This window comes from Thermoleptolyngbya sichuanensis A183 (genome assembly GCF_013177315.1).
Classification (GTDB): domain Bacteria; phylum Cyanobacteriota; class Cyanobacteriia; order Elainellales; family Elainellaceae; genus Thermoleptolyngbya; species Thermoleptolyngbya sichuanensis.
Genome location: NZ_CP053661.1, coordinates 4,718,220 through 4,731,973, shown reverse-complemented (window position 1 = coordinate 4,731,973; position 13,754 = coordinate 4,718,220). Strand labels below are relative to the sequence as shown.

General features: G+C 58.4%; 12 protein-coding genes. 3 read left to right on the top strand and 9 right to left on the bottom strand.

Features of this window, described 5'->3' with window-relative positions; translation table 11 throughout:
* Window positions 1-246 precede the first annotated feature (246 nt).
* Window positions 247-2,169, top strand: coding sequence for a glucose-specific PTS transporter subunit IIBC (ptsG, locus tag HPC62_RS19580; RefSeq protein ID WP_172358153.1), 1,923 nt, complete (start codon window positions 247-249; stop codon window positions 2,167-2,169).
* A 334-nt stretch (window positions 2,170-2,503) separates the two neighbouring features.
* Here ptsG and HPC62_RS19575 read toward each other — a convergent pair whose 3' ends face one another.
* The 3 genes from HPC62_RS19575 to HPC62_RS19565 all read right to left on the bottom strand — a co-directional run bounded on the left by HPC62_RS19575 (window position 2,504) and on the right by HPC62_RS19565 (window position 4,844).
* Window positions 2,504-3,352 carry an MBL fold metallo-hydrolase gene (locus HPC62_RS19575; protein ID WP_306466878.1) on the bottom strand — a complete coding sequence of 283 codons (849 nt, stop codon included), beginning with the start codon at window positions 3,350-3,352 and terminating at the stop codon, window positions 2,504-2,506.
* Window positions 3,353-4,128: 776 nt separating this feature from the next.
* Complete coding sequence (psaJ, locus tag HPC62_RS19570; RefSeq protein ID WP_068509544.1) at window positions 4,129-4,251, bottom strand: photosystem I reaction center subunit IX; 123 nt, start codon at window positions 4,249-4,251, stop codon at window positions 4,129-4,131.
* 107 nt (window positions 4,252-4,358) lie between these two features.
* Entirely contained in the window at window positions 4,359-4,844 is a 486-nt protein-coding gene (locus HPC62_RS19565; protein WP_172358151.1) for a Photosystem I reaction center subunit III, read from the bottom strand.
* A gap of 315 nt (window positions 4,845-5,159) precedes the next feature.
* Here HPC62_RS19565 and tsaD point away from each other — a divergent pair, with 315 nt between their 5' ends.
* Complete coding sequence (tsaD, locus tag HPC62_RS19560) at window positions 5,160-6,227, top strand: tRNA (adenosine(37)-N6)-threonylcarbamoyltransferase complex transferase subunit TsaD (protein WP_172358150.1); 1,068 nt, start codon at window positions 5,160-5,162, stop codon at window positions 6,225-6,227.
* An 11-nt stretch (window positions 6,228-6,238) separates the two neighbouring features.
* Here tsaD and HPC62_RS19555 read toward each other — a convergent pair whose 3' ends face one another.
* A complete protein-coding gene (locus tag HPC62_RS19555) occupies window positions 6,239-6,925 on the bottom strand; it encodes an HD domain-containing protein (RefSeq protein ID WP_172358149.1) in 687 nt (228 codons plus the stop codon).
* Between the two features lie 17 nt (window positions 6,926-6,942).
* On the bottom strand, window positions 6,943-8,106 hold the full coding sequence (hemH, locus tag HPC62_RS19550; protein ID WP_172358148.1) for a ferrochelatase: 1,164 nt from the start codon (window positions 8,104-8,106) through the stop codon (window positions 6,943-6,945).
* Between the two features lie 363 nt (window positions 8,107-8,469).
* Here hemH and HPC62_RS19545 point away from each other — a divergent pair, with 363 nt between their 5' ends.
* Entirely contained in the window at window positions 8,470-9,657 is a 1,188-nt protein-coding gene (locus HPC62_RS19545) for a site-specific integrase (protein ID WP_172358147.1), read from the top strand.
* 114 nt (window positions 9,658-9,771) lie between these two features.
* On the opposite strand, the gene HPC62_RS23225 is transcribed toward HPC62_RS19545, so the two are convergent.
* The 4 genes from HPC62_RS23225 to HPC62_RS19525 form a co-directional block, all read right to left on the bottom strand.
* On the bottom strand, window positions 9,772-11,106 hold the full coding sequence (locus HPC62_RS23225; protein ID WP_216655294.1) for a hypothetical protein: 1,335 nt from the start codon (window positions 11,104-11,106) through the stop codon (window positions 9,772-9,774).
* A gap of 84 nt (window positions 11,107-11,190) precedes the next feature.
* Window positions 11,191-11,691, bottom strand: coding sequence for a hypothetical protein (locus HPC62_RS19535; protein WP_225906666.1), 501 nt, complete (start codon window positions 11,689-11,691; stop codon window positions 11,191-11,193).
* Window positions 11,663-12,100, bottom strand: coding sequence for a hypothetical protein (locus tag HPC62_RS19530; RefSeq protein WP_205369946.1), 438 nt, complete (start codon window positions 12,098-12,100; stop codon window positions 11,663-11,665). Before HPC62_RS19530 ends, HPC62_RS19535 begins: the two co-directional genes overlap by 29 nt.
* A gap of 75 nt (window positions 12,101-12,175) precedes the next feature.
* On the bottom strand, window positions 12,176-13,495 hold the full coding sequence (locus HPC62_RS19525; protein WP_172358145.1) for a hypothetical protein: 1,320 nt from the start codon (window positions 13,493-13,495) through the stop codon (window positions 12,176-12,178).
* Between the last annotated feature and the right edge of the window lie 259 nt (window positions 13,496-13,754).

Below are 13,754 nucleotides of genomic sequence, written 5' to 3'. Positions count from 1 at the left end.
GGCGGATGGAGGGACGGAGCGCAGGGATTGAATCCCCCATAGCTCTATTGCCCGATTGCTCTAATTTCCTACCCCTCCATTCCTATCAACGCCATTCCTCGAATATCCATTTCTCCTCAATGGTGCTGCGAATAAAATTGCCGGAAGCCGCGTAGATTCTCGACTGGCAATCCAAAACTGGCAATCCAAAATCGCAAATCCAAAATCGAGAATCGATAGACCTCCCCTCTTCTCTTCAAAAAAACTATGTGGAAAAAATTCTTCGCGCTCGCGCAGCAGATGGGCAAGGCCCTGATGCTGCCTGTGTCGATTTTGCCGATTGCGGGGCTGCTGCTGGGTTTGGGCAGCGCCCGACTGATTGAGATTCAGAACCTGGCCAGCGGCACGATTACGAAAACGACCTTTGGGTTTATCCCGGAGTGGCTGGCGACGATCATGAAAGCGTCGGGGGACGCGATTTTTGGCGTGCTGCCGCTGATTTTTGCCATTGCAGTGGCGATCGCCTACACAGGCAACGACGGCGTTTCGGCGCTGGCGGCAACGGTGGGCTTTATGGTGTTCATTGCGGCGCTGGGTGCGTTTGGCTCGGCACGGGGCTTTGTCACCGAGGCGCAGATTCAAGACCTGATCCAGCAGGGGCAGGATACGCCAAACATCTGGATGAAGCCTGTGCTGGGCATTTTGACGCTGGATACAGGCGTGTTTGGCGGCTTGATCATGGGCTGTATTGCGGCGTATCTGTTCAACCGCTTCTTCCGAATTAAGCTGCCGCAATACCTTGGGTTCTTTGCGGGCAAGCGGTTTGTGCCGATTATTACTTCCCTGGTGGCGATCGCCGTTGCGGCCCTCATGAGCCTGATCTGGCCCCCCATCGGCGGCGCAATCAACAGCTTTGCCAACGCCGCCGCCAGTGGAAATAACATTCCACTTTCGGCTGGACTGTATGCGCTGGTTGAGCGATCGCTCTTACCCTTTGGTCTGCACCACGTCTGGAACGTGCCCTTCTTTTTCCAGATCGGCTCCTACACCGACCCGGTGACAAACCAACTAGTACGGGGCGACATCAACCGCTTCTTTGCAGGTGACCCCACAGCGGGCATCCTGGGCGGCGGCTACTGGTTTAAGATGTTTGGGCTGCCCGCGGCGGCTATGGCTATCTGGCAATCGGCAAAGCCCAAAAACCGCGCCGTTACCGGCAGTTTGATGGTGTCTGCGGCGCTGACCTCGTTTTTGACAGGCATCACCGAGCCGCTGGAGTTTTCCTTCCTGTTTGTAGCTCCGGCGCTCTATGCGATTCACGCAGTCATGGCGGGAATTTGCGACTTCCTGTTTGTGGCGCTGGGTGGGCGCATGGGCTTCACTTTCTCTCAGGGATTCATTGACTTTGCCCTGTTCAACCAGCTTGGCAACTGGAACGGCAATAAGGGCGACGTGTGGAAGCTAATTGTCGGCGGCGGCATTGTGGCAGCGGCGGTTTACTACTTTGTGTTCCGCGCGGCGATTCGCCTGTTTGACTTCAAAACGCCGGGTCGCGAAGTTGAAGAAGAATTGCCCGAAGGCATGACCGTAGCACCCGCAGCGGCAGGCGGCATGGCGCTGGGTCTGGTGCAGGCCTTTGGCGGGCGCAGCAACATCGAGGTGATGGACGCTTGCATCACCCGCCTGCGGATTACCGTCAAAGACAAGAGCAAGGTGAACAAGGCGCGACTGAAGGCGCTGGGTGCATCTGGTGTGCTGGAGGTGGGCAACAGCGTGCAGGCGATTTTCGGCCCGCGCTCAGAAAACCTCAAGACTGACATGATCGAGTATCTGAAAACCGCTGGCCCGGAAGCGGATCTGGGTTACACTCCGGCGGCGGGTGAAGCCGAAGTTGCTGAAGAGGCTGCTGTGGGCAGTGGCGCTCCGGCCCGCGACCCGATGGCCGCCGAGAAGGCTGAAAACCTGATCATTGCCCTTGGGGGTCGCCGCAATATCCGTAGCGTGGAACCTGCTGCCCTGACGCGCCTGCGGGTCGAGGTGGCAGACGACAGCGTAGTGGATGACTCTGCGCTTAGTGCGGCTGGTGCTAACGGCGTGATGCATCTGAACGACCACAAGCTACATGTGCTGGTGGGGCTAAATGCGGATCAGTATGCCGACGAAATGAAGCGGCAGTTGACTCATGTTTAGGGATTGGGGCCAATCGTGAAGATGCCCTGAAGACATAAGGATGGGCAGCGCATCGCGTTGTCCACCTTTATGCAAGGTGCAACTACTATGCAAGGTGTAACTATGCAAGGTGTAACTATGCAAGGTGCAACCTTGCTAATCTCTCTTCCCCTTTTCTGGTCTGCCGAAGGCTTTACCGAAGGCTTTAAGTGTTCTCCCAACGCGGGAGAGGGACTTCAAGCCTCTCTTACTCCCCTTCTCCCCACCTGGGAGAAGGGGTTGGGGGGTGAGGGCAGATTGAAAGTTGCGCGTCGCGGTCGATCGTTATGCCGACTTATGATGCCGGAGTTCTAATCTACGCCGAAAGATTGTTCCCGAATCGCGTCACGTCCAGCACCATGCCCTCGCGGGCTAGCTTCACATTGGGATAGCGAGACTGCACATCCTGCTCGATGCTGTCCAGAAAATCGTCCTCGTGGGCTGGGTCGTGGTGGAACATGATGACCTGTTTGACCCTAGCGGCGATCGCCAAATCGATGCCCGACTGCCAGCCGTGGCTCTGCTCCCCAGTGGCTGCTTCGGGGTCAACTAGAGCGTGGTCGCTGACGTAGGCTGCGTCGTAAATCAGCAGATCTGCATCTTGCGCCAGATACTTCAGGTTTTGCTCCACCGAATCGGGCGATCGCTCGGTATCTGTGGCATAGACCACCGAATAGCCGCCCCAGGTTACGCGATAGCCCAGCGCCCCATTGGGTCGATTGAGCGATACCGCTTCCACCGTCACATCCTCAATCGGAATCACCGACCCCGGCACGATATCTACAAACTTCAGCTCCGCCTGCATCACCTGCAACGGCACGGGAAAATTGGGGCGCAGCATTTGGTCTGAGAGGCGCTGTTTGATTGACGCGCCATTTGGACCGGCCGCCCCGTAGATATAGAAGCAATTTCCCGGCACAAAAGCGGGCGCAAAAAAGGGAAACCCCTGGATACGATCCCAGTGCGTGTGGGTAAAAAACAGGTGCGCCTCGACGGGCATTTCATCGCGTAGGTGCTTGCCCAGCAGGCGCAGCCCCGTCCCTCCGTCGAAAATAATCCGCTGCCCGGCGACTTGCATCTCTACGCAGGGCGTATTGCCTCCATAGCGCACCATCTCGACACCTGGCGTGGGCACACTGCCGCGAACGCCCCAAAATTTGACCATAAAGGTTTGGGGGTCTATCTGCATAAGTTGAGGGGTGTCCGCGACCGCATAAAAACCAACCGAAGAAACATTAGAACCGGACATGGGAGGTCAAACGTACGGGCCTTGCAGAGGATGTGTCGCACTAGAGCAGTTGGGTCATGAGTCGAGCCTCAGTGGGCGATCGCCCCAGACCGATTCACCCAAGTCAAGCCTCAGCGATAGATTTAGCATTCCCTGATTTAACCAGTTTGGCTCATGGGATGCACAGATTTACCCGTCCATCCAGTTGACTTTATGACATGACTGCATAAAGCTCCGGATAAATTCACAGCACTCCGGATACTGTTGCTCCGACATACCATTGCTCCGAACACTATTCCTAAGCAAGCTCTGGGTAAGACGCTCCAGTCTGCGAGATGTGTCAGAACAAGCGCCATGCACCTCAGTATAAATGCCCCCATCCAAATTGACTGCTTCCCATTACCCCACAAGGCGTTACAGCAGCGTAGCCAAGACAGCAGTGCAGCCAAGACAGTGGTGCAGCCATGCAAGCGGACTCTAGATACGACTCATCAAAGCAACGCAGCCGATTAGCAGGGATGTAATGCAGATTTTACCGCAACAGATAAAAACGAAGACCGCTTCCTCAGCAGAAAGCGGCCTCAACGTTGGGTTCCCTGCGGGTGATCTTGGGCGGTTTAGCCTTTGTGCGATCGCACGAGCCGCAGTAGCAAACGGGTCGAAAGCAAGGCCTGGAACGATCGAGCGCCACAGGCCTCTACTCAAGATCCGCACTAGGGGTGGAACAGCAGATCCGGGAAGAAGCGGTTGAACTCAATCAGGATGCCAGCCGTGATGAACATCCAGATCGTTGCCAGCACGGGGGCCGTCGAGAGGTACTTCAAGAAATACTGCATGAACAATGCTCCGAAACGTGAGAGACGTTAGCTTGAGAGACTGTTGAAAACTTGGTTGAAATCCTGTAAAAACGCGAAATGCGCGGGCCGCACCAAGGCGAAAGCGCCTAGCGAGGAGACACCGTGATTTCGTTGTCGGGGGCAGTTAGCTTACCCGTGGTAAACTCCTGCACCGCAGCCAGCGGCCACAGCAGCCCGGTCGTCATGAATTTCACCGCGCGGGGCACGTCGATGATGATTTCAGCCATTTCAGGCTCTTTGTCGCCACGCACCGAAATCACGTAGGCGCGACCGACCCAGCCAATCCACCCGGCAATATAGAGGAACAAAATGCTAGGAATGAGAAACTCGCCCGCATGGGAGAGGCTGCCGTCTACGATTAGATGGGGCAGGCCGTCTTCGCCGCACAGGACGGAGGAATAGGACTGGAATCGGGCTTTGACTTGGGCAGTGACAGCCTTGGCAGCACGCGCCTGAAACGCTGGCGAATCGGCGCAGGGAGTCAGGTTATAGGCGGAGGCGGGGGCTGCAAACCCTCCCCACAAGGAAACCGCCAATACGAGGGCAAATAGCTGAGCAAACAACTTGCGCATGGAATTGCTTCCCTTGTTACAAAATGCAACGACTTATTACAAACAATTAAGATGCTTTTAGAACAGCATTCACGCTTTGGAGCGATCATACTCCGCAAGCGAAGCGTGACCACGTTAAGCTTTTAGAAAATTGACAAGCGCTCAAGGAAAATCGCTGGCAATTGCCAGAAGCCTTGATAGGATTAGCTCTTGACGACTTTTGATATTAGCTTGAAGCGGGTACAGGCGCTACAAAAGTTCAAAGAACTCTACATTTGAGGTTGGATTTGAGGTTGGGCGGGAAGTTGAGTATTCGAGTTAGGAACCAAGCTTGAGATGCCGACGGTTTTAGCGTTAGAGACAAGTTGTGATGAAACGGCTGTGGCGGTGGTGCGCGATCGCCACCTGTTAAGCAATGTGGTGTCGTCGCAAATCCAGGTTCACCAGCAGTATGGCGGCGTGGTGCCGGAGGTGGCCTCGCGGCAGCACTTAGAGGCAATGAACTGGGCGATCGCCCAGACGTTGACCGATAGTGGGCTGGGCTGGGCAGGGATTGACGGCGTAGCGGCGACCTGTGCGCCGGGGCTAGTGGGGGCGCTGCTGGTGGGGCTGACGGCTGCTAAAACGCTGGCCATGCTGCACCATAAGCCATTTCTCGGTGTGCATCATCTCGAAGGCCATATCTACGCTTCCTATCTCAGCGAACCAGAGCTAGAGCCGCCGTTTCTTTGTCTGCTGGTGTCGGGTGGGCACACGAGTCTAATTTACGTCAAAGGTTGCGGCCAGTATGAAACGCTGGGCGAAACCCGCGACGATGCCGCCGGAGAAGCCTTTGACAAGGTAGCGCGGCTGATGGGGCTGGGCTATCCGGGCGGCCCCGTAATCGACCGTCTGGCAAAAGACGGCAATCCGATGGCGTTTGTGCTGCCAGACGGCAAAATTTCTCTGCCAGAGGGCGGCTATCATCCCTACGATTCCAGCTTTAGCGGCCTAAAGACGGCGATGCTGCGGCTGACCCAAAGTTTGCAGGAATCGTCTGAACCGCTGCCCGTGGCTGACCTGGCCGCCAGCTTTCAAGACACGGTGGCGCGATCGCTCACCAAACGGGCGATCGCCTGCGCCAAAGATTATGGACTGGGGGCGATCGCCGTTGGCGGGGGTGTGGCGGCCAACAGCGGCCTGCGGTTCCGCCTCCAGGAGGCCGCCGAGCGCGAAAATCTGCGCGTCCTGTTTCCGCCGCTCAAGTTTTGCACCGACAACGCCGCCATGATCGCCTGCGCCGCTGCCGACCACCTGAAGCACGGGCACACCTCGCCGCTGACGCTGGGCGTACAGTCTCGCTTGCCGCTGTCGCAGGTGATGTCGCTCTATCAGTCGGGGGGCGATCTGTCGGGGGGCGATTAGTCAGGATGTGATTAGTCAGGATGTAATCTGTCGGGGTACGATCTGTCAGAGGGAGGAGTGGTGTCTGGGTCTGGCAGCAAGTAGCCTGCTGCAACCGCCTGGTGGATTAAAGCCTCCACAATCGGCCAGAGTGCGGGAGCGCCCTGCTTCACAGGCTGCATTCGCCCCAAGACGCGATCGCACGTTATGCCATGCAGCCGCCAAGTGCCGCCCTCGGTTTGCAGGTTGTGCAAAAACGGCTGGAAGCGATCGAGGGCGTGGGCGAACTGGGCATCCACGGTCTCCGCCGCCTCAAATTCTTCCCAGCAGGCGCGGAGGGGTTGCCCCAAGTCGGGCGGCAGAAGACCAAACAGGCGATCGGCGGCGGCTTGTTCCCGCTCAGCTTTGTCCTGATTGGCCTGGATGTCAAACGCAAAGGTATTGCCTGCGTCGATTTCTACCAGGTCGTGCAGCAGCAGCATTTGCACCACCCGCGATAGGTCGATGGAGGCGGGTGCGTATTCTGCCAGGGCGATCGCCATCAGCGCCAGATGCCAGGAGTGTTCGGCGCTATTTTCACGGCGCGAGGCATCAGTTAGCAAGGTCTGGCGCAGCACGCCCTTCAGCTTGTCGATTTCTAGAACAAACTGAATCTGCTGTGCGAGGCGAGTCGGCGCAAGGTCGAACTCAGAGAAGAGATTGCATCGCCAATTTTGCACGGCTGAGCGCCTTAAAGCTACAGCAGCCCCAGCGAGTGCAGCGGGCCGTGGCCGCTGATTAGCTCCACCAGCAGCGCCAAGAAACCCAGCATCGCCAGCCGTCCGTTCCAGACCTCCGCCGCCGTCGTCATGCCCCACTCCCAGCGCTCCGGTGGGTAGATCTTGGTGGTTTCGGCGGGGCGGGCAATCTGATCCAGGGTCAGATTGGGAGAATTCAGCGCGTCTACCACCATCTCGGCCAGGTCGTTGATGAAGACCGGATGGGTGTTGAGCGCCGGCACTCGCTGGAAATTGTGAATCCCTGCCTCTTCAGCAATCTCGCGGTATTCAATATCAATCTCTTGCAGCGTTTCGATATGTTCTGACACAAAGCTGATGGGCACGACCAGAAGATGCTGAACGCCCTGGGCAGCCAGTTCGGCGATCGCATCTTCGGTATAGGGCCGTAGCCACTCCACCGGGCCCACGCGGCTTTGGTAGGCCAGCGTATGGGAATTAGGACGATTCAGCGTCCGCAAGATTAGCTCCGTGCATTCCTCAATTTCGCGCTGGTAGGGGTCGCCCGCCTCTTCGACATAGCTCAGCGGCACGCCGTGGGCGCTAAAGAAGATGTGAACCGCGTCAGGATTCTCAAACTGATCCAACTGCTGAGCGATTAGATCCGCCATTGCCCTCAGGTAGCCGGGGCGCTTGTACCAGGAGGTGATTACCGTGTGGTCGATCCGTTGCAGCGCGGGATCTTCTGACCAAATTTTTTCTAGCAGGCGGAAGGAGGAACCGCTAGTGCTGATGGAAAACTGCGGGTAAAGCGGCAAGATCACCAGCCGATCGACCCCATCACGCTTGATGCGGGCGATCGCCTCTTCCGTAAAGGGATACCAGTAGCGCATCCCAATGTAGACCTGCGCCTCCTGTCCTTTTTGCTGAAGCTCAGCTTGCAGCGCTTGCCCTTGCTCCTCAGTAATCCGCCGCAGGGGAGAACCGCCGCCGATCTGGCGATAGTTTTCCTGAGATTTGCGGGTGCGGCTGTTGGCGATTAGCCACGCCAATGGCTTTTGCAGCCAAGGAAACGGCAGCCGAATAATTTCCGGGTCGGAAAACAGGTTATAGAGGAACGGGCGCACATCCTCTAGCTGATCCGGCCCTCCCAGGTTTAATAGCAAAACCCCAACACGACCCATAGTGACTACGGCTTCCCTTGGCTTTAATATTTGTTACTGATTTTAACAACGATTCAACCTGAGAGACTTTCTCAACTACGCCGAACCCCAAAAGCTTAAACTTTCGTAATGTTTGTAACAAGTCTGTCTATTGAGGCTATCGCTGAAGCTGTAACCAGCGTCCCCCGCAAATCCCAGTTTGGATCTGCACGGTATATAAGAAACTTAGCGGCTTATGCTCCAATCGTCCAACCGATTTTGGATTGGTGATTTTGGATTGGCGATTTTAGCTTGATGATTTCGGAACCGTCATATCAGCACTGCACCCGGCTGCCAAAACCCAAAATCCAAAACCCCAAAAATCCTCCCCTCTCTGACTTTCCCATGCCCAGCCTCGACGATCGCATCCTGCAAACCAACCAGCGCCTTAGGGCAGCACGACTAGGGCTACAAATCGAGCGGCGGGGAGAAAAGCTGAGCCTGCGGGGGACGCTGCCGCCGCGCCCGGGCAGCCATCGGCTGAATCCGCACCAGCAGCGCATCAGCCTGAACCTGCCTGCCACCCATGATGGACTGAAGCAAGCGGAAGCCGAAGCCAAAATTATCGCTGCCCAGCTTTTGCAAAACTGCTTCGATTGGCACAATTATTTGCCTGTGAAGGGCGGCGGACGGCTGAGCCAGATGGACTTGTCAGAAAAGCTGGCGGCGTTTCAGCAGGAGTTTTGGACGCGGCAAGAGGGTGCAGCAAATCCCGCTTCGGTGCGGACGACGTGGGAGAAGGCCTACGCGCCGTATTTGAAAAAGTTAGAGGCGATCGCCCAAGCTCGCCCCAACCTCAGCCTTGCCGAAGCCATCTACGCCACGGTGCAAGCCACTCAGCCCAACACCCGCAGCCGCCAAATCTGCTGCACCGCCCTTGGCGCACTGGCAGACTTCCTGCATGTCGAGCTACCCATCGACCTAAAAACTTATTGGGGCAACTACGGAAACAGCAAAACCCAACTGCGCCAGTTGCCGACCGAAGCCGATATCCTCGCCGCCTACGAGCAAATCCCCAACCCGGCTTGGCGCTTCGTGTTTGGCATCATGGCGACCTATGGCTTGCGAAACCACGAGGTGTTTTTTTGCGACTATGATGCGCTGCGGCAGGGCGACCCCAGCGGTGTGATCGAGGTGAAAGACACCACGAAAACTGGAGCGCACCAGGTCTGGCCATTTCCAGTAGAGTGGGTGGATCGGTTCAGCCTGCGCGAGGTAATGCTGCCGCCAATCACCACCGATCTCCGCCAGACGACGCTCCAGCGCATTGGGCAGCAGGTCGCTACCCAGTTTCGCCGCTATAACCTGCCCTTTTCGCCCTACGACCTGCGCCACGCTTGGGCCGTGCGAACTATTCATGTGGGGCTACCCGATACCGTCGCCGCTCGCATGATGGGCCACTCCGTCGCCGTTCACACGCGCACCTATCACCGCTGGATCACCCGACGCGACCAGCAGATGGCGGTGGAGGCGGCCCTGCGACGAAGTGAAGCTTGGGGCGATGAAAAGGCGGGTCAGCCCCGCTTAGGCTAGGGTTCAGCCCAGGTCTGCCCCTTCTGAAATTTGCGAAATTTGCTAAGAGGTGAATTCCGGCAAGTCCCCAATCTATCGGGCGATCGCCCCACAAGTTAGCCCTTCTAAGACTAGCTAAAAGGCGAATTCTGGCAGGTTAATGCTGAACAGCGAGTCGAGAACGCCCGATTTCTCAGTCGATGTTTCAGGCGATTTCTCAGTCGGTGGGGCCTGACCGAGGGAGGGACTGGTAGGGCTAGGCAAATCGCCACCTACGGCTAGGTTGGCGGCTAGGGCGGTGGGCGGTGGCGTAGGCGAATTGAGGGCAACGGGCTGGCTCGTTTGGGTGCGGTAGTGTTCGTAGGCACGGGCGATCGCCCTCATGCGGCGATCCTGGTCGCGGGAAATGCTGTCGGCGGTGTTGCCCAGTCCGGGCGCATTCCACTGCTGCGTATCGGGGTCGATGAAGGCGCGGGTGCGGGCCCACAGAATTGCCGATTCGCCCTGCATTCCCTGCCGCCGCGCTTCGGCTAGCCAGTCGATATAGCCGCCCCGATCGAGCGCGGCCATGGGGGCCTGGTTTGCCAGGTCGATGCCGTTTAGCAATTCCTCCAGAGTGAGAGAAATGCCGTGGCTGGCTGCCTTGCGCTGGAGCAGGTCGGCCTGTTTTTGCAGCCGTCGAAGCTGGCGTTCGTCGGCCTCCTCTGGGGAACTTGCGCCGTGCTGATAGGAAAAGCTGCCCAGATTCCACACGCCGTTGCCGGGGTCGGTGTGGCCGTAGTAGGCTTTGGTGCGCTGGCCGTCGGCGGCGCGAGTCCCTTCGGCGCTGCCCACAACCCTCGCCACCAGCGAGTCTGCGCCGCCGTGAAACAGGGCTTCCAGTTCGCCGTTGGCAGGCTTTGGAACTGGCGGAGCAAGGCCGAGTAGCCGCGCTGCACCGTTTATCGCTTGACCTACTGCCTGATTGACTGGGAAAGGCTGCGGTTCTTCGGCTTTTGCCTGGGCCAGATGACCAGCGGGCACATCGAATCGTAGTTCAACGGATTTTGACCCCGATGGCGCAATGGATAGGGTCAGAGATTCTTCAGGAGAGGCGGGCTGACTCGTCGCCACCAGGGCCGGAGCCGCAGACGGACGGGGGGGCGCAGGTCGGGGAAAGGACTGGGGAAAGGTTTGGGGAAAGGGCTGGGCAATTGCCTCGAAGCCACCCCTCGGCGGCGGGGGCGGTAACTCCGGATTGGCCCGCGAAGCCTCTTGCATGGGCGGCTCGGTCGCATTCGCGGGCACTTGCAGGGGCACATCCAGCGGTGGCTCCAGCATGGCCGTTGGAGTTGCGCTCGCAGACGGCTCTACCGACGACGGCTGCACCACCGCCATCTCAAAATTCAGCGCCAGGTCATCGGCATGGGCGGCGGTCGAGTCACCCAGGGCGATCGCCACCGCGCCCAGCAGCAAGAGGGTACGGTTCATAAGGGGAAAAGGAAAATCAGATTTGTTTGGAGTGTTGGAATCCCAGGGGTTTTGCCTCTGTCCGCGCTCTCCCGCTATTTACCGCTACTTACTGATCATCCGCTCCAGCATTTCCTTGGAGGGTTCTACCAGGGCCCAGGTGCCGTCGGGCTGGCGGCGGAGGGCGGCGAAGTGGAGATAGTCGGCGGAGCCAAGGGAGTCGCCACTGCGGACTCGCCCAGTTTTGCCAGACTTGAGGCCGCAGAGGCGAAATAGGTAGGCAGGCACGTCGGGCGTGGAGTAGATATAGCAGCCCGGTATGTCATTGGACTGCACCTCGCCGTCGAAGGGAATATAGACGCGATCGCCCTTCATCTCGATAGAGATGTCGCCTAGCCCGCCCGCGATGCGGTGTTTGCCGACGGTACTGCCAAGCTGCAATTCCCAGCTTTGCTGAATTGGCACGGTTCGCACCGGGCGAGGGGCTTGGGAGCAGGCAGACCCCAGCAGGGCGATCGCCATCAGGCTCGTCCAGGCGTTGCGCCAGCACCTCTGTAAGGGGGGCTTAATAGGAGGCTTATTGGAAGCTAAAGCGATACCCAGCATACTCGTTGCCCTCGTAGAGAATGACGAGGCGAGTCTGCGGGTCAAAAGCGAGCGGATAGACCTGGCGCTCGGCGGCCACGCCCGCCCTCACCTGAATGTTTTGCAATTGGCAATAGGGAGCGCCTGCAATTTGCGTAATGCGATCGCGGCTGTCGCGTTCGGGCACCGTGAGCAACTGGGCAAGCTGTTCACGGGAGAGGGTAACCTGCTGATTGACCGTGCCCTGGCAGGCTTCGTGATGGCTGCCGGAGGCAACCGGCGACACCATGCCGCGCAAATCTACCAGCAGCCCCGCCATCGCAATCACCATGCCGCCGACCAGCACCGGGTTGAGCGTGGGTCGATCCAGACTGTGACGCTCTAGAGGGTGACGCTCCAGATTATGACGCTCTAGATCACGGCGCTTCATCGTTGCCGCCCTCCCCAACCATCACCAGGCCGCTGAAGACAATCAGGAGCCATATCGCTCCAAGTAAAACTGAGGTCATAGCACGCGCCCTCCGATCAACAGCCCCAGGAAAATGAGGAAAATCCGATAGCCCCAGGTGATGCTGGTGTGGGGGGCGACGGTTGTGCGATAGATTGCCAGGGCCGCCGGAGCGACAATCAGCAGCGCGACGGGGAGCCAGAAGCCCGCATTCACTGCCAGCAGCCAGTCTGCGCCGATACGGGCGATCGCCGCGCCAATCAGCAGCACCGCAGAGGTCTGCATCGAGGGTGCTTCCGTCATGGGGGGCCGCCCTGCTGTGGCAGGGGTGCTTTGCCGCTGCATCGAGCGGGCCGTCCGCTGGCGATCGCTGGGCAATAGCACCTGGCTGACCAGCGCCATCAAGCCCCGCAGCGTCCGCTGAGCCGCCGTAAGTGCGATTGCGATCGCCGACGAGGAGGGCGCTGGCGCAAGCCCCGTGGAGCGATGTCGCCGTCCCCCACCAACCGACCCGCTGCTGTGCCCATCACCTCGATGCCGCAGACTTTGGGCCATCCATTCGGCATCGCGCTCTGCCTGGAATAGGTCAACCGGACGCTTGGTGACCACAAATGCGCCCCTGTCATCTCGCTGCACGAGGGGAACCTCAGGGTCTAGGTATTCGCAGAGGGCAGGCAGGTCACTCGCCTCGCCTGCAAAGATGTACTGCTGGGTGTCCAGGGCTTTCCAGTCGCGTTCTAGCTTTTGGGCGATCGCCTTTAGCTCCAGCATGGCGGCTTCTTGGGCAGCAGAAAGCTGGTTGATTTCGTCTGCCTTCACTTCTAGCAAGCGCATCACTTCCGCCGCCGGGAACTCAGGACGGGTCGGCGCTTCAGGGTGAGACCTGCGCCCTGATGCAGCGGCAATCGGGGTTTTGGGCGATGCAGCGGCCACAGGTGCAGCACCCGCCGCAAACGACGCAGACGGCACACCAGACGGAGCCGACGGCACAAAGGTTGAGGTCAGCGCTGCTGACATGGCCCGCAGCGACTCGGCAGCCTGCTGCAATTCGGCGGCTTGCTGGGCTTCGGCGGCGGCTATGCGGACGGCCGCAGTCACGTCGGCATCCGTAGGGCGATTTTGCGCCGCAACACCAGCACGACTGCGCTCTAGAGGACGTTCTGGAGGGGCGATTCCCGTAGGGATCGCTTCGCGATTCGCGCTCATCCGTCCTGGAGCTGCGCTCTTGGCAGGAAACATTTCTACCATGCGGGAGGCAGGGGACGACGAGACAGCGACTTGTCCAGCCCGAATGGCCTGGAGCCGCTCCTGAATTGCGCGAATCTCGACCTGGCTAGCGGGCATGGATGTGGGTTGGGCGGCGGGGGATTCCTTCATGCGTTCAACTCCTGAAGCGTGCTGACAGTCTGAGAACCTGGGATAGCGCAGAGCAGCGAGCAGGTCGATTTGCTCAGGTCTTGCTCCGTTGACTCGAAGCGCTTGCTCAGATGGGCTAAATCATGCGCTAAATCAAATGCACTAAAATTAAAGATGATCCGAGTTAGTACATAAGTACTTATTTCCGCATGCCTCTCATAGTAACTCAAAATAGTATTTATGTACTAAACTCGTCAACCCTTTTGTCTATGTCTCTTGA